Source organism: Alteromonas sp. ABV4_515 (assembly GCF_056160345.1).
This window is the reverse complement of the sequence record NZ_JBSWWZ010000003.1, coordinates 453,367-476,295: the sequence shown is the minus strand read 5'-3', so window position 1 is coordinate 476,295 and position 22,929 is coordinate 453,367. Positions and strand designations below refer to the sequence as shown.

Here is a 22,929-nt window from a genome sequence, read left to right as displayed (position 1 = left end):
TCTTCATCCTTTTAAGTGGGTTGTACATCGTGTACGGATGTAGATTACGCATAAGGCTATGGCTTGGGGAGTCCAGTTTCAGGACAGTATTGTAGGAGGGCTGTATTGGGGAAGGAATGTCGTGGAAGTAGTGAGCTAGCGGGCAAAAAAAGGCGGGATATTAAACCCGCCTTTCTTGATATCACTGTGTATTACAAACGTTCAAGTACCGCGTCAGTAAACTCAGTAGTGCCAGCCTGGCCACCGAGATCGCGGGTGGTGCGGTCACCGGTTTCAATAACCTCTTTCAATGCGCTGCGAATTTTCTCCGCTTTATCACCCATGTTCAGGTATTCAAGCATCTGAATCGCGGCCAGAATCACTGAGGTGGGGTTTGCCAGGTTCTTACCGGCAATATCCGGTGCAGAGCCGTGAACAGCTTCGAAAATAGCACACTCTTTACCGATATTCGCTCCAGGAGCCATACCAAGGCCGCCTACCAGGCCGGCACACAAATCAGAAAGAATGTCACCGAACAGGTTAGTCGTGACAATCACATCAAACTGGTGTGGGTTCATTACCAGTTGCATACACGTGTTATCAACGATCATCTCGGTAGACTCGATGTCGGGATAGCGCTCACCAACTTCACGGGCAACTTTCAAAAACAGACCAGAGGTCGATTTCAGAATGTTCGCTTTGTGTACAGCCGTTACTTTTTTGCGGCCTTCACGACGGGCAAGCTCGTAGGCGAATTCTACGATTTGCTCAGCGCCTTCACGGGTGATTTTACTCTTCGCTTCGGCTTCCTGACCGTCGTCAGAAACTACCTGTCCCAGACCAGAATACATCCCCTGCGTGTTTTCACGAACAGTGATAATGTCGATATCTTCGTATCGGGCTTTGGTGCCTTTGAACGACAGTACTGGACGAACGTTCGCATACAATTGAAATTGTTTACGCAGGCTCACGTTAATAGAAGTAAAGCCTTCGCCCACAGGCGTAGTCAATGGGCCTTTAAGCGCAACTTTGTTTTTCGCGATTAAGTCCAGTGTTTCCTGTGGCAGCAGCTCGCCATGGTTTTCAAGGGCTACCAGACCTGCATCTGCGTAATCATAAGCGAAGTTGCATCCCACTTTATCGAGAATTTTGATAGTGGCGTCAATGATGTCAGGACCAATGCCGTCGCCGCGAATGACTGTAATGCGTTGCTGAGTCATGTTGTGGAATCCTTTGGTAATTCTTGTTTATTAATTCGTTAGGTTGCCAGGCGTGATTTAAACAGCGACTTACGGCAGCGATAAAGGCCGTTGCTGTTTTTGCCAGAAATGCGCCAGGCTGATTTTTTCGAAACAGCCTAAGACTTACTGTAGTATTTTATATGAAGAACGCGATGTGTAACAGAAAAGTCAAACTCACTCGTCATAAGTTTGGTGAATGTTGGTTATGGCTGTTGAGTGTATGGTAACCAAAGTAGCGGTGATAACTGGCCTTGAATATCACCGATTAACTTATCGTTTAGCCCCAGCAATGCATAGCTTTGCTGTTGAAATTTAGATGAGGCACTATCAGGCGTTACGCCAAATAACCAGAGCCTGGCAAGCATTGTAGCGAGACTGATGATTGCCGTGTCGACTTTGAGTGCGCCAGGGATATCACGTAATTCGCGCCCACAGTGATTAATGATCCCTTGATAGAGGGGCGGTTGCTGCCACTGCCTGGCCAACGCGGTAGACATTTCTGAAAACGATTGGGTTTCACTTTTCCATAGCGAATTTAAATCATAAAGCTGGCGTTCAACCTTCGGCCAACGCTTTAAGGTTTTAAATCCGGCCACGGTAAATAGTGGGGCAGTCGTGAACGTCGCGATGAGCGCCATGGTTTGAGGTGTTTGTTTACTTTTGGTAAGGACAGTTAGCTCTGATGCCACCGCAGCGGTCACTTCACTTAATCTAACAAAAACTGGCATGAGAGGGAAAAAACGTTGATGTAACCGTTGTGATAGCGCACGCAATATGAGCATGTCGGCAACCCGCGTCATTCCATAGGTTAACATAGCTTGCTTAACGTCTTTAACCGTAAGCTGTAAGCGGTTGTCAGTACTTGCAGTTTCCTTTAAATAGGCTGCAAATACGGGAATGTTCTCAATGCGACGGGCGAGGGCGCTAATATCTGCATTGCTGTCCTGTAACCCCGTAATGATGCTCCGCAGATCGGTGGGTAAACGACTTATTGGATATTGAAGTGGAAAGAGCTGCCTGGTTGTAGGATTAAATTCTTCAATGTATCTCGCAGTCAACGTTTGCCAGCGGTGTAAAGTTAAAGTCGGCGCATCGGTTTTGACGAGTTTCTGACAGTGCGTTTCCACGACTTGATTGGTGTCTGTCAGCCACACCGCCGAGGTATTAAGAGAAAGACGGTAAAGATAATAGCCACCACCGGCTGGCACATTGACGGCTGTGCCAGGGAGAAATTTACCCGGATAACTGATAAACATGCCTAAGTCGGCATGGAAAGCGCTGCTCAGCTTGCTGACGGCGGGCTGTATTTTTTCGGTAAATGCAGACGCCTTACTGTTGAGCGCACAAAATATGATAATCAACCATATTTGCTCGCGCGTTAGTTTATTTTCTTGAAGGTACCTTTCTGGCGTGGTACTGCTTGCCACTTTGGCTACTTTCAGTAATGACTGAATAATATCAAGTTGACGCTTTTGACAAAACTGATGAAAAGCCGCTAGCCGATTTCGCTCGGCATTCGCAAAGCTCATGGCCGCATAGGCGCCAGCAACAAAATGCTGTAAATAATGTTCATTAAACTGAAGGCGCAACCCCACGAAAGTCAGCAATGAACTGCATCGCAATGCCAAGCTGGGGGCGTGTGATTTGTCATCGATAAGAAAAGCGATGGCGAGTAAGCCATCGGGTGAATGCTTCCCAGACTGAATAAGATTTGTTGCTTGTTTCAAAGACTGCTGTGTCAGAGAAAGATCGTCATCTGAAGCATTAAACAGTTTGGTAAGTTGAAGATCTGAAGCAAGAATCTTTTTTGTAGCAGGAAGCATGGTTTTGCAATCAGGATTTCAGGTAACTTTGATAGGCCCCTTCGCCCCAGGCAATCAATTGATCATTTTCAAATAACAAGGGTGTGCATTCATCCTGTGTAGTCAGGCCATCTGCACGAACATGTTGTGTGCGGTAAAACATGACCTGAATAGGGGTACCGGATTCCATTTTTGCTTCGGTAATATCTGGAGAGCCAAGCATAGCCCACACTTCTTGCTTCGTACTACCGAGTTTCAGCTTGGTGATCTGTACTTTGTTGTATTCTTCCCGATCCTGCCAGTCCATATCTTCAGGTTTGTCTGGATAAAAAGACATAACCATAAATACAAACAATGCATAGGCACCAATGCCGAGCAAAATCAGTTTAAAAACCTTGCTATTCATCCCTTTTCACTTTTTACTGCGAATTGCGATAAGTGTACATTAAAAGTGGCGCCTGAAGGAACGATAAAATCGTAACAAGGATTGACTGCGCTATTTTTCAATGACATAGCAGGGAATATATTCACTTCCTGGCAATTTCATGCGCTGTTGTTGCACAAACGAGCGCAGCAGATTGTCTATACGCGTCATCAGTTCCGGGTCGCCATTAAGACGAAACGGTCCTTTTTCCTTAATTTGCGCGACGCCTTCTGCCTTTACGTTACCGGCTACAATACCTGAGAACGCCTTTCTTAGCGTCATAGCAATATCACCGACAGGTTGATCATTGTGTAATGCCAGTGCCGCCATTTTTTCGTGGGTGGGTTCAAACGGTGTCTGGAAAGCTTCGTCAATGCGTAGCGACCAGTTAAAGCTGAATGAATCCCCCATAGCCCGACGGAAATTTTCGACTTTTGCTAAACCGGTTTTCAGAATTCGCGCCACCTCTTGTGGGTCATCAATAACAATTTGATATTTGTCCCGGGCTTCTTTTCCTAGGGTTGCACCAACAAATTCATCAATGGCCTCAAAATAAGGACGAGACTCTTCTGGTCCTGTTAAAACTACCGGAAACGGATGCATCGCATTTCTTTCGTTCATCAAAATGCCAAGCAGATAAAGTAATTCTTCAGCCGTACCTACGCCACCGGGAAAAATCACAATGCCATGTGCAAAACGAACAAAGGCTTCGAGGCGCTTTTCAATGTCCGGCATAATAATGAGTTCATTGACGATAGCATTCGGTGGCTCGGCTGCAATAATACTGGGCTCGGAAATACCAATATAACGGCCTTTTTTATATCGCTGTTTGGCGTGGCCAATGGCAGCGCCTTTCATTGGCCCCTTCATTGCACCAGGCCCACAACCCGTGCAAATGTTCATTTCCCGAAGCCCAAGTTGATAGCCAACTTCCTTGGTGTATTTATATTCGTGGTGTTTGATGGAATGACCACCCCAACACACAATTGTATTTACATCGTCGTTGCCTTCCAGTGCCTGGGCATGACGCAGCATATCGAATACCATATCGGTGATAGCTGCACTTTCCGATGGGGCTTTCTGGTTCACGAAGGCATATTTATTACCCATGAACAAAATATCGCGAAGAACGGCAAAGATGTGTTCGTGCACGCCGCGCATCAACTGCCCATCAACAAAGGCCACTTCTGGCGGGTTGATCAATTCGATCTTCACGCCGCGTTCGCGACGTATGAGGCGGATGTCAAAATCATCGAAGGGGGCGAAAAGTAGTTCGGCGTCGTCTTCGTCGACACCGCTATTTAATACTGCCAGGCAACAGCGCTTGAATACACCAAATAGTTCGCTATTGGTAATGTCCTGAAGCTTACTTACTTCAACCTGTGAGAGTTGGCTTATCCATCCCACAGGGTTTAACTGTACTTTATTCATATCACAGTCCTATTCGACTACAACGCGATTTCTGCCACCTTTTTTGGCTTGATAAAGTAACTCGTCAGCACGGGCAAACATTGACTCCGGTAAGTCGTCCATTCGCAGGCATGTTCCCCCAAAGGAGGCGGTGATACTGACTTTTTCTTGTTTAAATTTAAACGGTAAGCGAGCGAGAGATTGTCTCATGTCGTCGAGCTTTTTCTCTAGTGCCGATACTTCTATAAAGGGTAGGAGCATAACAAACTCCTCGCCACCCCAACGCGAGATAAATTCATCACCGTGCAGGTGTTTTTTCAGATGATGACCCACTACCTGCAATGTTTTGTCACCAGCCTGATGGCCAAAACGGTCGTTGATTGACTTGAAAAAGTCGATATCGATAACTGCCAGCGAAAGTGCGCGATTATCTAATTTGGCTTCTTCATATTCGCGATTGAAACGTTCATTATAAGCCAGGCGATTCGGTAAGCGTGTGAGGGGATCGGTATGACTAAAGGCCGTCTGTTCTGCTAATTTACGTCGGTAGAGCTGTGCTTGGCGCTGCAAATTTTCCATTTGCGTTTGCATGGAATTAAACAGACTCATCAATGCTTGCTGCTCTTCATTGTCAGCCGCTTTTCGATCTGCTACTGCTGAAGAAATTGATGCGATGTGTGTCTTGGCCTGTTGTTTCAACAATTCTAGAGAGTCTGATTCCTGAACAGTCTGATCCATTTGATTTAGCTGCGAAGTGATATCCGCTGAACTCTTTTGACGTTTTTCAAAAGACTGTGAGGAGGTCTCAATACTTGACTCGACTTTCTCCTGAATACCACCTAACGCAGTGTAAATCCGGTAAATCATGCGTCCGGAAAGGGTGGCTTCATGCATTGTTTCAGTGACTACCAGTCGAATAACCGTCAAACAGGTTTGCAATAAATCGTCTTCACTAAGCGGGCTATCAAGGCGCTTTTTAAGATCTTGTACTCGCGGCTCGTCAGGTTGTTTCTTCGCGTAGCTGTTAATTAACTGGCTAAGCTCGTTTTGAATTTCTTCAAATAAGGTCCCACTTTGACGCTTTTCGGTGCTTTGTTGAGTAGTTTTACTGTTATCAGTTGCTACAGATTGCGAAACATTCGAAAATAATCTGATGGCACGCAAACACAACGATTGAAGCTCAAACAAGTTATTTACAGGCATCTGAGCAGCACTAAGTACCAGCGCACATTGCTGCATTAACCCTTGGTCCTGTGCAAAGTTTTGCTGAAATTGCTTAATCGATTTTTCTAATTCTCGGATGGTGATTTGAGTGTGTTGCTTAACTGAGCTTTGTGCATGCTGAATATGTTTATTCAGCTTGTTAATACTCGCTGTGGCTAAGGTGTAATCAGGTTTGGTGGATAAATGCCCTCGCAAGACTTTGAGCTCGTTATCTGTCTCTGCAGACAATCCCTCATAGAAACTACTTAGCCTGACAATGAACTGGGCTAACGTTTCGTTATGCGTCTTGAGGGCTGTTAACTGTTTAGAATCCATGTTGAACCTTAAATTCTTCGCATTACAACTACTGACGCGCCGAGCGTACATTCTTGCCCGGCTGCTCGAAGTTAGAACGATATGGGTTGATGTCTAATCCGCCCCGGCGGGTGTAACGCGCATAAACGGTTAATTTTTCGGGTTTACAGTGGGTCATGATGTCATTGAAAATACGTTCGACACACTGTTCGTGAAATTCGTTATGCTGACGAAAACCAATCAAGTATTTCAGCAAGCTTTCCCGGTCGATTTGCTCGCCTTGATAAGCAATTTGAATGCTTGCCCAGTCAGGTTGACTGGTTATCAGACAGTTGGATTTTAGCAGATGGCTTACCAGCTTCTCCGAGACATTGTTCGCTGACGTTTGCAGTAAAGTGGCATTCGGTGAATAGCTGCCGATGGTCACATCTAAATCGTCAATAACGTCACCGTCAAACTCGGCCATCGATAAACTAGAGAATGCATTAGGTAGATAAAGCGTCACCGACACTGCCTCACCTGCACAATTGCTCAAATCAACTTCCAGACGTTCTTTCACTTGTTCTGTACTCTCGAAGGCAGTTTGATTGAAACTGTTCAGATAAAGCTTGAATGATTTTGATTCGATGAGATTGCAGGAGGTAATTGGAACGCGACATTCCATAATCGCCACCTGTGGCTTACCTTTCGCATTAAGCCATGACAACTCGTACCCCGTCCAGATATCACAGCCATGAAAAGGCAGGGCATCAGCATTCAAGCTGATAGTGTCGCGACTCAGCGATCGAGGAACCCCTTGAAGTAACGCCGGGTTATACTGGCTTTCATATTCAACCGTTTTACCAAGTGTCAGATCAGAAGGCACCTGAAAACTAATTGGATTTGTCATAATGTGTACATCAACCTTAAAATCTCAGACGTAATGAGACCATAAAACCTGTCGACCGGGATGTTTCCTGGTGCTACTCAGACACAAAGTTTAACGAAAAGGCCAAGTAAATGCCCGCTGAATTAGCACAATCTTTAGATTCTTTTTTTGAAAGCTGCGATCATCAGAACAACGTAGACAGCTATTTTTCCATTGCGTACGAGCAAGATTGGCCATCACCGTGCTACCAGCAAACGGCTAAAGACGGGCAGTTCGTGTCCTGGCAACCCGTAAGGCAGCAAGATGAAAACACCTTCAAAGGGGTGGAGTCAGCGCTTGAAATTACTCTGAATGAAGAGTTCTGTTTGTTTTTCACCCGCTATTACAGTTTTCACTTGCCAGCGACTACTGCGCGAGGAGACTGCGAACTACTGCAGGTGTGCAGTGAAGAGGACTTTAAGCGACTGCAAGAGAACTTAATTGGCCACATAATGATGAAACAGCGTTTAGGGCAGAAAATCACCTTGTTTTTTGCCCTGACGGATGACGATGATTACCTGCTTTCTGTGGATAACGACACCGGAGAAGTGGTTCTGGAGCGAGTCGGGAAAGAGCCGCAGGAAGTGCTTGCGCCTTCTCTGGCAGCGTTCATCGAGCAGCTTTCTCCCCGGCAAGCTTAATCACACGTCAAGATTTGCCAGCCGCTGTTCAAGGATGACCATCGCGGCTTCTAACTCGGCAACACGTTTTTCCAGTTTGATGACCCGATCGTCGGCATTAGGCTCTGCGGTGTGCTCGGTTTGTTGACTACTGGCGTTAAAAAGCCTGATGGCGTTGATGGCATCGGTGACCGATACTTTAAACGGCGCTTTACTGCGTAGTAAGCCCACACTGGGTTGTAAACCTGATTTCTGCATCTGATGGCAAAGCAGGATGAGCTGCTGAGACTGATCGGCCGTCGACATAATTTGAATTCCATAGCAAAGCGATGTTTGAAAAATGCGAGCCGTAGACATTACTCATGTCCACGTAGCTCAAACGACGAAATAATAGTGGAATGCGCTAAATGTTGATACGATTTTTTAAAGCTTAATTTAACAAGTTCCTAATTATCAGATGGTTACTGGTTGGCCCAATAGTTGATTATGAAGTCGTTAAACCATCAAAAATAAAAGGATTATGATGAAAAGTTTCGTTCTGGCTGTAGCATTGATTTCGCCGTTTGCCCTTTCTGGTTGTGTCATTTCTGTAGGGGGGGATGACGGTCATTACTCTTCAGATTGGGAAGACCGTGAATACAATAACCGTAAACACGTGGCGCAGTTGGAAAAAGGTATGACCTACGAATCTGTGGTGCGCAAGATGGGTGTTGCAGATTTCAGTGAAATGCATGAACAAAATGATCATGCTTATCGCGTGCTCTTTTACCGCACGCAACGAACAATGGATGATGGCGTAACTACCAAAGACGAGTGCACACCGTTGGTATTCAGAGATGGTGTGTTATCTGGATGGGGTGACGCGGCTTATCAGCAGTTATAAAATTTCACCCTACCCAATTAATTTTTGTTAACTTTGGTTTAACATTTGGGGCTATTTTCTGTACAGTGACTAAACTAATAGCTGGTTAGTAATTCAGGCGTCAGCAGTCCATACCGCCTGATCTCATTGTCAGGGGATCGCTTGATGAACACTGTACTTGATCAAGACGTGCGGGCAGAAAATGTCCGCGCCATTTTTCTTACTGCCGACAACCTTAAAGTGGCGGCTTCCATTCTATATAATGCGTATTTTGACGATCCCTTATTCATGGATATTTTCCAGGCTGAGAAAGAAGGCTTTGAGGGACGATTAAGAGCGGCTATCAGAGAGGAGTTGGAAGCGTTTTGGGATGCGGAGCAACCCATGATTGGGCTGTTCGATGGCAGTCGCCTGTTAGCGGTAGCCTGTTTGACAAAGCCTAACCGTGATTTTTCCAGTGGGCGATTCTGGCATTGGCGTCTGAAGATGCTGCTGACTGCCGGATATTTCAGTACTAAAGCCATGGTAGAAAAAGAGGAAAAAATTCGCAGTGCCATGCCTGCCCAGCACTACCATATGGTTTCTTTTATTGCCGTCCATCCCGACCACCAACACCTTGGGTTAGGGCATATTTTAATGAGTGCCATCGACAGTATCGTAAACGAAGACAGAGAAAGCGAAGGCGTCGGCGTTTTTGTGAGTGTGCCGAAATACTTGGCTTTTTTTCGTAGCGGTTTCTATCAGCAAATCTCAACCATTACCGTTTCAGAGGTAACCGGAGAGATATTGTTTAAGCCGAAACCGCTGGCGTGAATCATTAACGGCGGCGACGTTTATTGTTTCGTGCTTTGCCGCTGTCGCTTTTTCCTAGCGCTTGCGCCCGTAGTGCTTTCTTTGAAGGTTTACGAGATGAGTGACTTTCCTCAGTGGCGTTCATATCTGGTTCGAAGCCCGGTACCCACTGAGATGAAAAATGTTGCTTCGTGAGCTTTTCTATCTCTTTGAGCAAGTACTTTTCTTTCGTTGATACCAACGAAATCGCCACCCCTTCCTTACCTGCGCGCCCGGTTCTACCAATACGATGTACATAGTCTTCAGCGTTGTAGGGCAATTCGAAATTGATCACGTGCCCCAATTGCTGAATGTCGAGCCCGCGCGCTGCCACATCAGTGGCCACCAGAGTGCGCACATCACCCAGCTTAAATTCTTCAAGGCCTCTTTCACGGGCTCCCTGGGATTTGTCTCCGTGCACAGCCACCGCACTGATGCCATCTTTTACCAGTTCTTTAGCCAGTTCATCGGCACCTTGTTTTGTACGAGTGAAAATCAGTACTTGTTGCCAATTTCCCGAGCCAATCAGATAAGCCGTTAATGCCGCTTTGCGCTTAGCATCCACTTCGTAAATGCGCTGTTCGACCTTTTCCACCGTTGTATTGCGCGCTGTCACTTCAATAAGTTTAGGATTGTTCAGCAGGGTTTTGCTTAATGTAAAAACGTCATCGTTAAATGTAGCGGAAAAGAAAAGCGTCTGATGGTGAGCCGGTAGGCGTTTGAGGATCCGATTAATATCAGTAATAAACCCCATATCCAGCATGCGATCAGCTTCATCAAGCACCAGCGTATCGATAGTTGTCGGATCGATAAGTTCTTTGATGGCTAGTTCCAGAAATCGCCCGGGCGTTGCCACCAGAACATCACACCCTTGCTCTAGCGCCTGAAGTTGTGGGTTGATGCTGGCACCGCCGTAAGCAACCACCGTGTTTACTGATAACCCTTCACTGTACTTCACAAAGCTCTGATAAACCTGTTGGGCGAGTTCCCTCGTTGGCGTGAGCACCAGTACGCGAATGGGTTTTTCAGAAGATGCTGTGATGTCGGCTGTTTCTATAACACGTTGAATCAGCGGTAGGGCGAAAGCGGCGGTCTTCCCTGTGCCGGTTTGGGCGCCTGCCATCACATCCTGATTCGCGAGGATCTCTGGGATCGATGCAGCTTGAATAGGCGTCGGATTGGCATAACCGAGGGAATGTAACGTTGCTAATAAGGTGGGATTGAGTCCAAGGGAAGAAAAGCTCATGAAAGGTACCGACCGCTATAAATGAATCCGGTGGATTCTATCATCGATTAGGAATTTAAGTCTAAATACATACACTGTTCACATATTTAATACGCTACGACAAGCAGTTCTGCGTAAAGTTGCCCGAAAATGTGAACACTCATCCTTTTTCTCTCGCTATTCGTCGTGTAAACATCACCCAAAAGTTTGTAAGACATGTCTTACAAACGTGTAAGATTTTGAAAGTATTTTTATGACGTTTTTATTAGACCAAAGTATAAAGTCTATGTTTTTGTTAGACTTTTTGCTAATACTGATTATTACAGTTCGTTGACGACGTATTTTTTTGAAAAAAGCATGTAGCACAGATCTTTAGGATCAGTAGTATTAATCACGTCACAGGGAAACACGACGAGTCAGGAAGATTCTCACGGATGAACTTTTGACAACCGATGGAACGGAATACCAACATAGGATGTGTTGGTTTCAGGGACAAAGGAAAAGGGATTACGGCCAGGGTGGCCGCAGGGACAACTTCACGGAATGAAGAATACCACAGGATCGTGGTTCTAAGGAAAAGGACTGTGCAAGGCTTGCAGATAAAGGACAACTCCACGGAATGGAGAATACCACTGCAAGGATGGGTGGTAAAAAAGGAAAGATGGAAAGGAATAGCAGCCGGAGTGTTGCAAAGGAAAAACTCAAGGACGGGTTGTGCTACATAGTGGATGTGTAGTGGTTAAAGGATCAAAGGAAAAGGGACCCGCTCAAGGATTGGGTGGCCTGCACAGGATTTGCAGGAAAAAATGGAAAGGGGCGGAAACGGATTTTTATCTGGACGGTGAAAATTGCTACGGATAGCAGAGATGGACGCTCAAAATTCAGAAAAAGCGATAGCCCCGAGGCTATCGCTTTTTTTGTATTAAACCCGATAAGGCGGCAGTTGCGTGCGAAGTATTCGCTTACCAACTAATTCTATTTCTCCGGTATATCTGTCTTCCCCGTTGCCTGAAAACTCGAACAGAAAACGAGAATGCCAATCCGGCTTCGCATATTTGAAGGTGATACGCGTCGAAGTGCGAGCAAGGGTTAGCAGTTGGAGTTGATGGCTATCGCAATATCTATTGGCATGCTCAAATGCCGCTTCAGAAATGCTTCGAATACGCCAAAACTGAAAACCGGCGAAACCTATAAGTAAAAATAAACAAAGTTCGGCAAGTGTCATAACTATTGCTTCTGAGTCTGATTAAACAGGCGACCAAATGCGACGGCCAAAATCTCGCTGCGATCCGGTGAACGCAACATACCCAGCACCTGTAATCTGAGAACGGGCAGTTGTACCAAGTCAGAGAAGAACCCGGCAAACAGTTGACCTTGCATCGCTTCTTTATCATCAATAAATGCGGCACGTTCAAAAAACGCGACCAGCAAGGATTCGTCCAGTTGGCTGTAGAGTCTGCCTGCAATAACGCTGAGCAAATGCATATCAGCCGAGTCCTTTGCTAATAGGTTTGCAAGTAGTGCTTTTGTCTGAGGTTCTGGCGTTTCGCTTGATAAAGCGCGTAGTGCGGCTAAACCGACTGCGGGTTCGCTGTCTATGCGTTCCTGACAAAAGTCTGCAATAGCATTATTCAACGCATTATCTAACGCTACCGGTTCAGCGGATTCAAACAGGGTTTTGAGAAAATCCTGTTGATATAACTTCAAGTTGTCTGCAACAGTTTTAGCGAGGGCTGGCGCTTCAAGCTTTACTGCAAAATCTGCCACAGCCTGCACAGATAATTCGCGCCAGTCACTGATAACCGGTGCTTTTACGTATTGCTCAACCTTATCGGTACCTACGCTGTCAGGCAGATGAAGCAAACGACGAGTTAGCGCATTGAAGATTGCCATTTGAGACTGGGGTGGTACAAAAGAGTATGGGTTGTCAGGCAGTTCGTCCTGGCCATCTTCGCTCAGGCTGTTACCCAGAGCGTCGACAATGATTTGCAAAAAATGGTTACGAGCCGCGACTACCAGCAAGCCACGCTCATCCACTGGAAACTTTACAAACCAAACATAATGCTGTTTTACCGGCTTACCAGACCAGAAAACAATCGCGAACCAAGCATGTTGCTGTCGTGGGCGGGGGCAGGGGAGCATGCCGTTTTCCAGGTCGAGAAACATTTGGGTATTCATAGCATGCACACCCCGACCCAAATCAAACAATTGAAAGTTTGTGCCAGCATGCAGCAAAAACTCACTGAGTGTCTGAATTGACTGTGCTGATGGGTTTGCCATGGTACTTCTCTCCGCCAGAATAAATAAAGCCGCTATGATAGCGATGCGCACGGCCTTTTACTACCGCAATTATGGTCGTGTATACTGTCGCCCTTTTGCACAGCAGGCGCTAAAAATACACGCTTGCAGACAGCATACAGAGCAATGATTAATGTCGATAAAGTACGAGCAGGTTGCGGTACTGCTAAATGAACTGGCGTTGAGGCTTAAAGACGCCGAACTCTGGTCGCAGGTATCGCCCCATCCTGACAAGCTGAAAAGCACCCAACCCTTCGCCCGGGATACACTCGATTTTGAACAATGGCTTCAATTCATTTTTATTCCACAGTTTCAATTGATCATTGAGCAGCAAAAGCCGTTACCTGAGAGTATGGCGATTCTGCCCATGGCACAAATGAGTTTACCCGGCGAAATGCCGATACACCTGGTTTTGCAGCAACTGGATGAGGTAGTCAGTGGAAAATGAATTAATCCGCAACGATGATGTGTCGGTTTTGTATCAGGATGACTACATTGTTGCTATGGATAAACCGCCAGGGTTGCTGGTGCATCGTAGCCCTATCGATAAAAGAGAAACCGAATTTGCGGTGCAAAAGCTGCGTGATGCTGTGGGGAAACACGTATTTCCCGTACATCGATTAGATCGTCCCACCTCTGGCGTACTCCTATTCGCCTTTGATGGACAAACCGCGAGTCAGCTTGGACAAGCGATGATGGGAAAAAGGTTTGTTAAAGGTTATCAGGCACTTACTCGCGGCTGGGTGCAGGGGAGTGGATTAATTGATTACGCGCTGACCTTTAAGCGAGACAAGTTTGCTGATGCCCATCGCGTGCAGGAAGTAGCCCCTCAACATGCGGTGACAGAATACAGCGTAATGAAAAAATACAGTCTGCCGTTTGCCGTGGGGCGATATGAAAGTGCACGATATTCGTTAGTTTCCCTGCGACCTTTTACAGGCCGTAAGCATCAATTACGTCGTCACCTGGTACACCTAAGAAATCCGATCCTTGGCGATACCACCCACGGTGATGGTACGCAGAATAAATTTATCCGAGACAGGTTTGGTTTTAACCAATTAGCCCTCACCTGTACATTAATGCAATTTATCCATCCGATTACCGGTGAATCGGTGTCAATTGAGACAACTCCGCATAAGGCGTTTGCGGCACTACTCGAAAATATTGAACAGTACCGGCTGGATGATCACATCAATTAAAGTGAAGAGTAAAAGTTAACTATGACAGCATTAACTATTTTAGTCGGCAGCGTGTACGGTAATTCACAACACGCAGCAGAAACGGTAGCGGAAAAACTTAGCGCTGAAGGTATAGAATGCGATGTGAACAGCGATCCTCAGGTATCTGATGTGACCGATGCACAAGCGTTACTGGTAATAACGTCGACGACCGGGCAGGGGGATGTGCCGCCAAACTTGGAATTTCTGTTTTCCGATTTGAAAGATCAGTTCCCGCAATTAAACAGAAAACCTTTCGCTGTGATTGGCTTAGGTGATAGCAGCTATGTCGATTCATATTGTGCGGGTGGAAAGCAGTGGTTTGAATTGCTAACTGAACTGCAGGGTAAGCCGGTAGCGGATATGTTGGAAGTGGATGCTATCGAGCATTTTGAACCGGAAAAGCCTGTGGTTGAGTTCGTAGAGTCGATCAAAAACGATCTTATTTCTGCATAAAGTATCGAACTCCTTTTTCGTTTAATACAAAAAAGGCGCTGACCCTTGCGGGTAGCGCCTTTTTATTTATGAAAAACTTATTCTACGCCGCGCAGCAGAGCGTTAATACCCACTTTTGCACGGGTTTTTGCATCTACTTTCTTCACGATGATAGCAGCGTACAGGCTATGAGAGCCGTCTTTGCTTGGCAATGAGCCAGAAACAACCACGGAGCCTGCAGGTACACGGCCGTAAGTGATTTCGCCGGTTTCACGGTCATAAATACGGGTGCTTTGAGAAATGTAAACGCCCATTGAAATTACCGCGCCTTCTTCAACAATTACACCTTCCACGATTTCAGAGCGTGCGCCGATGAAGCAGTTGTCTTCGATGATGGTTGGATTGGCCTGCAGTGGCTCCAATACACCACCGATGCCCACGCCACCAGACAGGTGAACGTTTTTACCAATTTGCGCACATGAGCCAACCGTCGCCCAGGTATCAACCATGGTGCCTTCGTCTACGAATGCGCCAATGTTTACGTAAGATGGCATAACTACCACATTCTTACCAACGAAAGAACCCGTACGAACAGCCGCTGGTGGAACGATACGCACGCCTTCAGCTGCGAATTGCTCAGCAGTGTAATCTGTGTATTTCAGAGGAACTTTATCGAAGAACTTAGATTCAGCACCATCGATGATGTCATTGTTGTGAAGACGGAAGTACAACAGTACCGCCTTTTTCAGCCACTGATGAACTACCCACTCTCCGGCGATTTTCTCAGCCACACGCGCTTTGCCGCTATTCAGTAAAGCAATGGCGTCGGCTACGGCCTGGCGTACTTCGTCTGGCGCTGAAGAAGGTGACAGGCTGTCGCGATTTTCAAAGGCTTCTTCAATGATAGTTTTCAATTCAGTCATGATATGTTGATGTCTTCAAGTTGATCGAGTTTAAACAGGATCTGCTTTTTGAGGGCAGTCTGTTGCTCAGGGGTTAACGATTTGCCAGCATCGTTGCTGACAATAAATATATCCTCGGCGCGTTCACCGATGGTGGCAATCTTTGCCAATTTAAGTACGACATTCCTGTCAACGAAGGCATGGCCAATTTTAGCCAGAATACCCGGCGCGTCCAGTGCTTCCAGTTCAATCAATGTGCTTTCTTCATTAAGGGTGAAGAAGCGAATTTTGGTCGGCACGTCCAACTGGCGTAACTGACGGGATAGCTTACGCTTGTTGTCGTGTGCTCTGCCTGGCTTTTCCAACTGGTCGAGGATAGCCTTTTCCAGACTGAGGGTACGGTTTTCGCCACTCAATCGGGAACCGTCGTTTTCCAATACCAGAATGCTGTCGAATACGTAGCCGTCACGAGTAATGGTGATGTGTGCATCGTGTATGGAGCAGTTACGGCTGTCGAGCACCGATGCTACCTGGGCAAATAGCGCTTTACGGTCACGGCCATAGATCAGAATTTCGGTGCCGCCTTTGGCGCTGTTGTCATTCGCCTTTACCACCAGGGCATTGGAATCATCCCGCAGTTCTGATTTCTCTGCGGTGAGGATCACCTGGGAGTGCCAGGCTATTTGCGCGGGTTTGAAACGAACGAAATAATCATCATCCATCCGGCTCCACAGACTCTCAATGTCTTGTTCAGCGATACCCTGAGATTCCAGGATAATCCGCGCAGTATGTTTATGCTCTTTTACCCGATCATCAAGGGTAACCTGACACTGCAAGCCATTGTCTAACGCTTTTTGGGTCATCAGGTAGAGTTCCCGCAGGAGCGACGACTTCCAGTCATTCCACAAGTTATCGTTAGTGGCGCGAATATCTGCCAGGGTCAGCACATACAACAGGTTCAGATGCGTATGACTACGCACAGCAGTAGCAAATTCGCTGATCACTTCAGGATCATAAATGTCCCGGCGTTGAGCTACCACCGACATGAGCAAGTGGTTTTCCACCAACCATGCCACCAGGTCGGCATCGCGGGCATCGATACCATGAAGCAAGGCAAAGGTTGCAACGTCTTCGGCTCCCAGTTCAGAGTGATCACCACCACGACCTTTAGCGATATCATGGAACACGGCTGCCAGATAAATGATCTCAGGATGATCTAGATTTCGTACGATGCGACCACAGCGAGGAAACTCGATATTCTGTGGTTGGAAATAGCGATTCACGTTTTTCACTACACGGTGGGTATGTTCGTCCACAGTGTAAGCATGGAACAAATCGAACTGCATCATGCCGACAATTTTGTCCCACTCTGGCAGGTACGACTCAAGAATGCCGTACTCGTGCATGATATCCCAACCGAAATCAAAGAAATGAGGATGTCGGAACAAATCCATCAATTTGCCACGACAGGCTTCCCGTTCAACATAATATTGATTTTCAAACTTACGGCGGGCATTGCGTAACTGACGAATGGTATCCGTATCGAGCCCTTTAACATCTGGGGTATCAGCAATAACCTTCAGGAAATCGAGTACCGCTTCCGGACTATCGAAAACGTTGCTGCGGGTGGGGGAAATCATGCCATCAAGCAGGTGGAAGTCGGCATTAACTGGCACGTCGTTTTGTACGCTTTGATTCAGCATATCGTAGCGGAAGCGCTGCAGCAGCATTTTATTCAGTTCGCTGACCCGACGAATCACGCGGAAGAAGTCGCGCATCATTTTCTCAACTGACGCTTTTCCATCGCGACCATAACCGAGTTTCTCAGCAACATCGGGCTGATAATCAAACAATAAACGGTTTTCACTGCGACCAGCAATTAAATGCAGGGCAAACCGCATGCGCCACAAATGCATTCGGCAACTAATGAGTTCACTATGCTCTTCTGGGGCAAAATAACCGTGACCCACCAGGTCGAAGCCATCAGAGACTTTGAAGTGTTTCTTCGCCACCCAGCCAATAGACTGGATATCACGCAAACACCCCGGATTTTCTTTAATGTTCGGCTCAAGGTTGTAAGAGGTGCCATTGAACTTGGCATGACGGGTTAACTGTTCTTCGTACTTCGCCTTAAAGAATTCTTTTGAAGAGAGGGCACGACGGCCATTAAGCTTTTCCCACAACGTTTCGAATACACTGGCATCACCCGTCAGTAAACGACTTTCAACCAGATTGGTTGCAATGGTAATGTCTTCTTTCGCCAGCGAAAGCGTGTCTTTAACGGTGCGAACAGACTGTCCTACATCCAGTTTGATGTCCCACAGCAGGGTAATGAACTGGCTTATTTTTTCTTGTGCTGGCTGCTTCAGCGATTTGTGGCTGACAATGAGTAAATCAATGTCTGAATGCGGCTGCAAGTGACCGCGACCGTAGCCGCCCACTGCACACAGCGCTAACCCACTCACGGCATCCAGTCCCATGAGTTGCCAGATATGCGCCAACAGCGCATCGATAAATTTTGCGCGCCCTGTGACAAGCTCGTCTACCGGCGTGTTATCAAATGCGCTTTCCAGCCATTCGCCGGAGGCAGTGATGCTTGCCTTTATTCCCGCGATATCATCGGCTGAGGTGATGTTTTCTGCCTGATCGATCAGTGTCTGTAAGCTCAAAATATGCCTTTACCTACTTCTGGAAGGAAAAAATCTGGCGAACAATAACACGAATCAGTGGCTTTGCGCAGTATGCAAAAGTGATGAAAACGCGCTAATTAGCGAATAAGTAGACGAAAAAGTTATAAAAGGCAGGAAGATGGACGGACAAAGAGGGTGTCCGTCCTAATCTATTAGTTAACTGCTTAACTATGGCTGATCACGCGAGGCAGCGTTTCTTCATCACGCAGAGTGAGGATTTCAACACCGTCTTCTGTCATCAGTAACGTGTGCTCCCATTGGGCACTGAGGCTGCGGTCTTTGGTGACCACAGTCCATTGGTCTGGCAGTACTTTGGAGTAGCGCTTACCGGCATTCACCATGGGCTCAATGGTAAAACACATGCCAGGCAGCAATTCGTCGCCTGTGCCAGGCTTGCCATAGTGCACGATTTGCGGTTCTTCATGGAAGCCCGCACCAATGCCATGCCCACAATATTCGCGAACGATGGAATAGTTGTGTGATTCGGCATGTGTCTGACAAATATGGCCGATGTCGCCTAAACGCATACCTGGCTTAACCGCTTTAATGGCTTCATATAAACATTCTTGCGTTACTCGCACCAGACGTTCAGCGAGTATGCTTGGCTTACCCACGATAAACATTTTCGAGGTGTCGCCGTGGTACCCATCTTTAATTACCGTCACGTCGATATTGACAATATCGCCGTCTTTGAGTTTCTTGTCTGACGGAATGCCATGACAGATACAGTGATTAACCGACGTACAAATCGATTTTGGAAAAGGTGGATGGCCATAATTCAGCGGTGCTGGAATCGCGTTTTGTTCATTAACGATATAGTCATGACAAAGCGTATTAAGCTCGTCAGTGGTTACGCCCTTTTTCACATGCGGCGTAATCATAGTCAAAACGTCGGCGGCGAGTTTTCCGGCGACGCGCATTTTTTCAATTTCTTCAGCGGTTTTGATGATAGCTGCCACTGTACCCTCGATAACTGGTTTTAATAAATAAACTGATGCATCGATTTTCCTGCGATAATACGCATTAATGAATGATAAAGATGCATGATTACAATAATGGTAACCGCTGTAGCCACGGCTGTATAGTCAGGTGAGGCGAGTGCGCGAAAACTTGAGTGCGCCGGGGCTTTGTGGTATAAAGCGCCCGCGTTTCGAAAGACTCATTAAATTTAGCCATTTTTTAAGCCACCGTAAACGTAAATAAACTTTTTAAATAACACACATATACCGACACTGACATCGGGGTGTCTGCTAAGTCTTAATGGCTTAAATGCGGATCGATGGAAGGGGTATATGGAGGCCTAACCCCAAGAGGAAAATATCATGGCAAACGTATCAATGCGTGACATGCTGAAAGCCGGTGTGCATTTCGGTCACCAAACTCGCTACTGGAACCCAAAGATGAAGCCTTTCATCTTCGGTGCTCGTAACAAAGTTCACATCATCAACCTGGAAAAAACAGTACCTCTGTTTAACGAAGCAATGAACTACCTGTCAGGTGTTGCTTCTAAGAAAGGTAAGATCCTTTTCGTAGGTACTAAGCGCGCAGCTGGCGAAGCAGTGAAAGATGCTGCTGCTAAATGCGACCAGTTCTATGTGAACAAGCGTTGGTTGGGCGGTATGCTGACTAACTGGAAAACAGTTCGTCAGTCAATCAAGCGTCTGAAAGATCTTGAGCAACAGTCTCAAGACGGTACTTTCGAGAAGCTGACCAAGAAAGAAGCACTGATGTTGCAACGTGAAATGGACAAGCTGGAAAGCAGCCTGGGCGGTATCAAAGACATGGGCGGTCTGCCTGACGTGATCTTTGTAATCGACGCCGATCACGAGCACATCGCAATTACTGAAGCACGTAACCTGGGTATCCCTGTAGTTGGTGTTGTAGATACTAACTCTAACCCTGACGGTGTTGATTTCATCATCCCTGGTAACGATGACGCGATCCGTGCGGTTCAGCTGTATCTTGATGCAGCTGCTGACGCAGTAAACAAAGGTCGCGAAAGCAACCTTGAAGTTCAGGCTGAACAAGACGACTTCGTAGAAGCGGCTGAGTAATCAGACCTGATGGGTGACAGTGGTTATGGCACTGACATGCCACTGTCATCAAAAATAACGAATATCTGAAGAGGGGCATACATCGCCCCTTTTACCTTATTAATGTTTAATGCTGAGGAATTGAAAAATGGCAGTGACTGCAGCACTTGTTAAAGAACTGCGTGAGCGTACCGGCGCAGGTATGATGGATTGTAAAAAAGCGCTGGTTGAGACCGATGGTGACATCGAACTGGCCATCGAAAACATGCGTAAGTCTGGTCAGGCTAAAGCCGCTAAGAAAGCTGGCCGTATCGCCGCTGAAGGTGTAATCCTGACTCAGGTCGAAGGCAACCGCGCAACCATGATGGAAGTTAACTGTGAAACTGACTTCGTTGCTCGTGACGAAGGTTTCCTGGGCTTCGGTAACAAAATTCTGGCCGTTGCACACGCTGGCAACATCAACTCTGTAGAAGAGCTGAACGAAGCTGAACTAGACGGTGCGAAAGTAATCGAAGTACGTGACGCACTAGTTGCTAAAATCGGTGAAAACATCTCTCCTCGTCGCGTTATCAACGTTGAAGGCGACAACTTAGGTGCATACGTGCACGGCGGTCGTATCGGCGTAATCGCTATCTTAAACGGTGGCGACGAAGAACTGGCAAAAGACGTAGCAATGCACGTTGCTGCGGCAAGCCCTCAGTTCGTTAAGCCTGACGACGTTCCTGCTGAAGTTGTAGAAAAAGAGAAAGAAATCCAGGTAGAGCTGGCTATCCAGTCTGGTAAGCCTGCTGATATCGCTGAGAAAATGGTTGCTGGGCGTATGAAGAAATTCACCGGCGAAATCAGCCTGACAGGTCAGCCTTTCGTTAAAGATCCTTCAGTTTCTGTTGGCGAACTGCTGAAGAGCAAAGGCGCTGACGTTGTTAACTTCATCCGTTTTGAAGTGGGTGAAGGTATCGAGAAGAAATCTGAAGACTTCGCAGCAGAAGTTGCGGCGCAAATGGAAGCAGCGAAGAAATAATTCTGCGTTTCGCTTTTTCATTCGGCCAATGTCGGATACACTACAGAGCACCTCTTCGGGGGTGCTTTTTTATGAGTAGGGCAGACCGCCCGAACCATCATAAAAAATATCGCTTGTAACGAGTCGGCTTGCGTCATTTCTTGTTGAGCACAACGAGGCATGAGACAAGCCGAATTCATAAGGACTATTCAAATAATGAGTATCACACCAAAATCAGCCTATCGACGTATTTTGTTAAAACTCAGCGGTGAAGCGCTGATGGGTTCAGAAGGGTTCGGTATCGATCCCAAAGTTCTTGATAGAATGGCTCAGGAAATTAAAGAGCTGGTTGAATTAGGTGTGCAGGTGGGTTTGGTTATCGGTGGCGGTAACCTGTTCCGTGGTGAAGGTCTGGCCAAAGCGGGCATGAACCGCGTTGTTGGTGACCACATGGGTATGCTGGCCACCGTTATGAACGGTCTGGCTATGCGTGATGCCTTGCACCGTGCCTTCGTAAACGCCCGCCTGATGTCAGCCATTCCTCTGAATGGCGTTTGTGACGCCTACAACTGGGCTGAAGCCATTAGTCTGCTAAAATCCGGCCGTGTAGTTATTTTTTCTGCGGGTACCGGTAATCCTTTCTTCACCACCGATTCTGCTGCGTGCTTACGTGGTATCGAAATTGAAGCTGAAGCTGTGCTTAAAGCGACGAAAGTTGATGGCGTGTACAGCGACGATCCGGTGAAAAACCCAGATGCGACCCTTTACCCGACACTGTCCTATCAGGAAGTGCTCGAGAAAGAGCTGAAAGTAATGGATTTATCTGCTTTCACCCTGGCCCGTGATCATCGTATGCCTATTCGCGTATTCAACATGAATAAACCCGGATGCCTTAAGCGCGTCGTAATGGGTGAGCAGGAAGGCACACTGATCGACCATCCTGAAAATTTAAAGTAAGAAATAGGAAACAACTGTGATTGATGAGATAGAAATGGATGCGCAAGAGCGCATGGAAAAAAGCATCAGCGCACTGAAAAGTCAGCTAAGCAAAATTCGCACAGGTCGTGCACACCCTAGTCTGCTCGACGGCATCATGGTGCCATATTACGGCGTAGACACACCCCTTAAGCAGGTTGCTAACGTGGTTGCAGAAGACAGCCGCACACTGGCACTGAGCGTATTCGATAAGAGCGCGATTCAGGCCGTTGAAAAAGCGATTATGCAGTCTGACCTGGGTCTTAACCCAATGAGCGCGGGCGGTTCAATCCGCATTCCTTTACCACCGCTTACTGAAGAGCGTCGTAAAGATTTAATCCGCGTTGTACGTAACGAAGCAGAAGGTGGACGTGTTGCTATCCGTAACATCCGTCGTGATGCGAACGGTGACGTAAAAGACCTGCTGAAAGAAAAAGAAATCAGCGAAGATGAAAGTCGTGCAGCGGAAGAAAATATTCAGTCGCTGACAAACGATTTCATCAAAAAAGTGGATGCCATGCTGGCAGACAAAGAAAAAGAACTAATGGAAATTTAAATAG

At 46.8% G+C, this 22,929-nt stretch carries 23 protein-coding genes; 10 read left to right on the top strand and 13 right to left on the bottom strand.

Annotated elements, in window-relative coordinates:
• Positions 1-191 precede the first annotated feature (191 nt).
• From ACXAGX_RS09905 to queF, 6 genes are all read right to left on the bottom strand, one after another.
• On the bottom strand, positions 192-1,199 hold the full coding sequence (locus ACXAGX_RS09905) for an isocitrate dehydrogenase (RefSeq protein ID WP_070127157.1): 1,008 nt from the start codon (positions 1,197-1,199) through the stop codon (positions 192-194).
• A 224-nt stretch (positions 1,200-1,423) separates the two neighbouring features.
• Positions 1,424-3,043, bottom strand: a complete 1,620-nt coding sequence (locus ACXAGX_RS09900; RefSeq protein ID WP_474838026.1) for an HDOD domain-containing protein — start codon at positions 3,041-3,043, stop codon at positions 1,424-1,426.
• A gap of 10 nt (positions 3,044-3,053) precedes the next feature.
• The gene (locus ACXAGX_RS09895; protein WP_070127153.1) at positions 3,054-3,428 is read right to left on the bottom strand and encodes a DUF3192 domain-containing protein; all 375 of its coding nucleotides are present in this window, start codon (positions 3,426-3,428) and stop codon (positions 3,054-3,056) included.
• 90 nt (positions 3,429-3,518) lie between these two features.
• Positions 3,519-4,877, bottom strand: a complete 1,359-nt coding sequence (ppnN, locus tag ACXAGX_RS09890) for a nucleotide 5'-monophosphate nucleosidase PpnN (RefSeq protein ID WP_474838024.1) — start codon at positions 4,875-4,877, stop codon at positions 3,519-3,521.
• Positions 4,878-4,886: 9 nt separating this feature from the next.
• The gene (locus ACXAGX_RS09885; RefSeq protein WP_474838022.1) at positions 4,887-6,395 is read right to left on the bottom strand and encodes a GGDEF domain-containing protein; all 1,509 of its coding nucleotides are present in this window, start codon (positions 6,393-6,395) and stop codon (positions 4,887-4,889) included.
• 28 nt (positions 6,396-6,423) lie between these two features.
• Entirely contained in the window at positions 6,424-7,263 is an 840-nt protein-coding gene (gene queF, locus ACXAGX_RS09880; protein WP_474838020.1) for an NADPH-dependent 7-cyano-7-deazaguanine reductase QueF, read from the bottom strand.
• 110 nt (positions 7,264-7,373) lie between these two features.
• Here queF and syd point away from each other — a divergent pair, with 110 nt between their 5' ends.
• Complete coding sequence (gene syd, locus ACXAGX_RS09875; protein WP_474838018.1) at positions 7,374-7,922, top strand: SecY-interacting protein; 549 nt, start codon at positions 7,374-7,376, stop codon at positions 7,920-7,922.
• On the opposite strand, the gene ACXAGX_RS09870 is transcribed toward syd, so the two are convergent.
• Positions 7,923-8,207 (bottom strand): hypothetical protein, encoded by a 285-nt coding sequence (locus tag ACXAGX_RS09870; protein WP_474838016.1) that lies wholly within the window; start codon positions 8,205-8,207, stop codon positions 7,923-7,925.
• Positions 8,208-8,424: 217 nt separating this feature from the next.
• On the opposite strand from ACXAGX_RS09870, the gene ACXAGX_RS09865 reads away from it, so the two are divergent.
• Both ACXAGX_RS09865 and ACXAGX_RS09860 read left to right on the top strand, forming a co-directional pair.
• Positions 8,425-8,784 (top strand): DUF3192 domain-containing protein, encoded by a 360-nt coding sequence (locus ACXAGX_RS09865; protein ID WP_474838014.1) that lies wholly within the window; start codon positions 8,425-8,427, stop codon positions 8,782-8,784.
• Between the two features lie 144 nt (positions 8,785-8,928).
• Positions 8,929-9,576: a GNAT family N-acetyltransferase gene (locus ACXAGX_RS09860; RefSeq protein ID WP_474817742.1), complete on the top strand. Its 648-nt coding sequence runs from the start codon at positions 8,929-8,931 to the stop codon at positions 9,574-9,576.
• 4 nt (positions 9,577-9,580) lie between these two features.
• On the opposite strand, the gene ACXAGX_RS09855 is transcribed toward ACXAGX_RS09860, so the two are convergent.
• From ACXAGX_RS09855 to ACXAGX_RS09845, 3 genes are all read right to left on the bottom strand, one after another.
• Positions 9,581-10,840, bottom strand: coding sequence for a DEAD/DEAH box helicase (locus tag ACXAGX_RS09855; RefSeq protein ID WP_474838012.1), 1,260 nt, complete (start codon positions 10,838-10,840; stop codon positions 9,581-9,583).
• Positions 10,841-11,741: 901 nt separating this feature from the next.
• Positions 11,742-12,044: a DUF3301 domain-containing protein gene (locus ACXAGX_RS09850; protein ID WP_474817744.1), complete on the bottom strand. Its 303-nt coding sequence runs from the start codon at positions 12,042-12,044 to the stop codon at positions 11,742-11,744.
• A gap of 2 nt (positions 12,045-12,046) precedes the next feature.
• Positions 12,047-13,099 (bottom strand): DUF3549 family protein, encoded by a 1,053-nt coding sequence (locus ACXAGX_RS09845; RefSeq protein WP_474838010.1) that lies wholly within the window; start codon positions 13,097-13,099, stop codon positions 12,047-12,049.
• A 151-nt stretch (positions 13,100-13,250) separates the two neighbouring features.
• On the opposite strand from ACXAGX_RS09845, the gene ACXAGX_RS09840 reads away from it, so the two are divergent.
• From ACXAGX_RS09840 to ACXAGX_RS09830, 3 genes are read left to right on the top strand one after another with little or no spacing between them, the layout of a single operon-like run.
• The gene (locus ACXAGX_RS09840; protein ID WP_474838008.1) at positions 13,251-13,565 is read left to right on the top strand and encodes a YqcC family protein; all 315 of its coding nucleotides are present in this window, start codon (positions 13,251-13,253) and stop codon (positions 13,563-13,565) included.
• Positions 13,555-14,316: a pseudouridine synthase gene (locus ACXAGX_RS09835; RefSeq protein ID WP_474817747.1), complete on the top strand. Its 762-nt coding sequence runs from the start codon at positions 13,555-13,557 to the stop codon at positions 14,314-14,316. The genes ACXAGX_RS09840 and ACXAGX_RS09835 overlap by 11 nt, the downstream gene beginning before the upstream one ends.
• A 21-nt stretch (positions 14,317-14,337) precedes the next feature.
• Positions 14,338-14,790, top strand: a complete 453-nt coding sequence (locus tag ACXAGX_RS09830) for a flavodoxin domain-containing protein (RefSeq protein ID WP_070127129.1) — start codon at positions 14,338-14,340, stop codon at positions 14,788-14,790.
• Between the two features lie 77 nt (positions 14,791-14,867).
• Here ACXAGX_RS09830 and dapD read toward each other — a convergent pair whose 3' ends face one another.
• The 3 genes from dapD to map all read right to left on the bottom strand — a co-directional run bounded on the left by dapD (position 14,868) and on the right by map (position 19,365).
• Positions 14,868-15,692 carry a 2,3,4,5-tetrahydropyridine-2,6-dicarboxylate N-succinyltransferase gene (gene dapD, locus ACXAGX_RS09825; protein WP_070127127.1) on the bottom strand — a complete coding sequence of 275 codons (825 nt, stop codon included), beginning with the start codon at positions 15,690-15,692 and terminating at the stop codon, positions 14,868-14,870.
• Positions 15,689-18,340 (bottom strand): [protein-PII] uridylyltransferase, encoded by a 2,652-nt coding sequence (gene glnD / locus ACXAGX_RS09820; protein WP_474838006.1) that lies wholly within the window; start codon positions 18,338-18,340, stop codon positions 15,689-15,691. Before glnD ends, dapD begins: the two co-directional genes overlap by 4 nt.
• 185 nt (positions 18,341-18,525) lie before the next feature.
• Entirely contained in the window at positions 18,526-19,365 is an 840-nt protein-coding gene (gene map, locus ACXAGX_RS09815) for a type I methionyl aminopeptidase (RefSeq protein WP_474838113.1), read from the bottom strand.
• A gap of 318 nt (positions 19,366-19,683) precedes the next feature.
• On the opposite strand from map, the gene rpsB reads away from it, so the two are divergent.
• The 4 genes from rpsB (at position 19,684) to frr (ending at position 22,925) form a co-directional block, all read left to right on the top strand.
• Entirely contained in the window at positions 19,684-20,415 is a 732-nt protein-coding gene (gene rpsB / locus ACXAGX_RS09810) for a 30S ribosomal protein S2 (RefSeq protein WP_070127124.1), read from the top strand.
• A 127-nt stretch (positions 20,416-20,542) separates the two neighbouring features.
• Positions 20,543-21,415 (top strand): translation elongation factor Ts, encoded by an 873-nt coding sequence (gene tsf, locus ACXAGX_RS09805; RefSeq protein WP_474817750.1) that lies wholly within the window; start codon positions 20,543-20,545, stop codon positions 21,413-21,415.
• A 195-nt stretch (positions 21,416-21,610) separates the two neighbouring features.
• Positions 21,611-22,351 carry a UMP kinase gene (pyrH, locus tag ACXAGX_RS09800; RefSeq protein ID WP_070127121.1) on the top strand — a complete coding sequence of 247 codons (741 nt, stop codon included), beginning with the start codon at positions 21,611-21,613 and terminating at the stop codon, positions 22,349-22,351.
• Between the two features lie 16 nt (positions 22,352-22,367).
• Positions 22,368-22,925 carry a ribosome recycling factor gene (gene frr, locus ACXAGX_RS09795; protein ID WP_070127119.1) on the top strand — a complete coding sequence of 186 codons (558 nt, stop codon included), beginning with the start codon at positions 22,368-22,370 and terminating at the stop codon, positions 22,923-22,925.
• Positions 22,926-22,929: the final 4 nt, after the last annotated feature.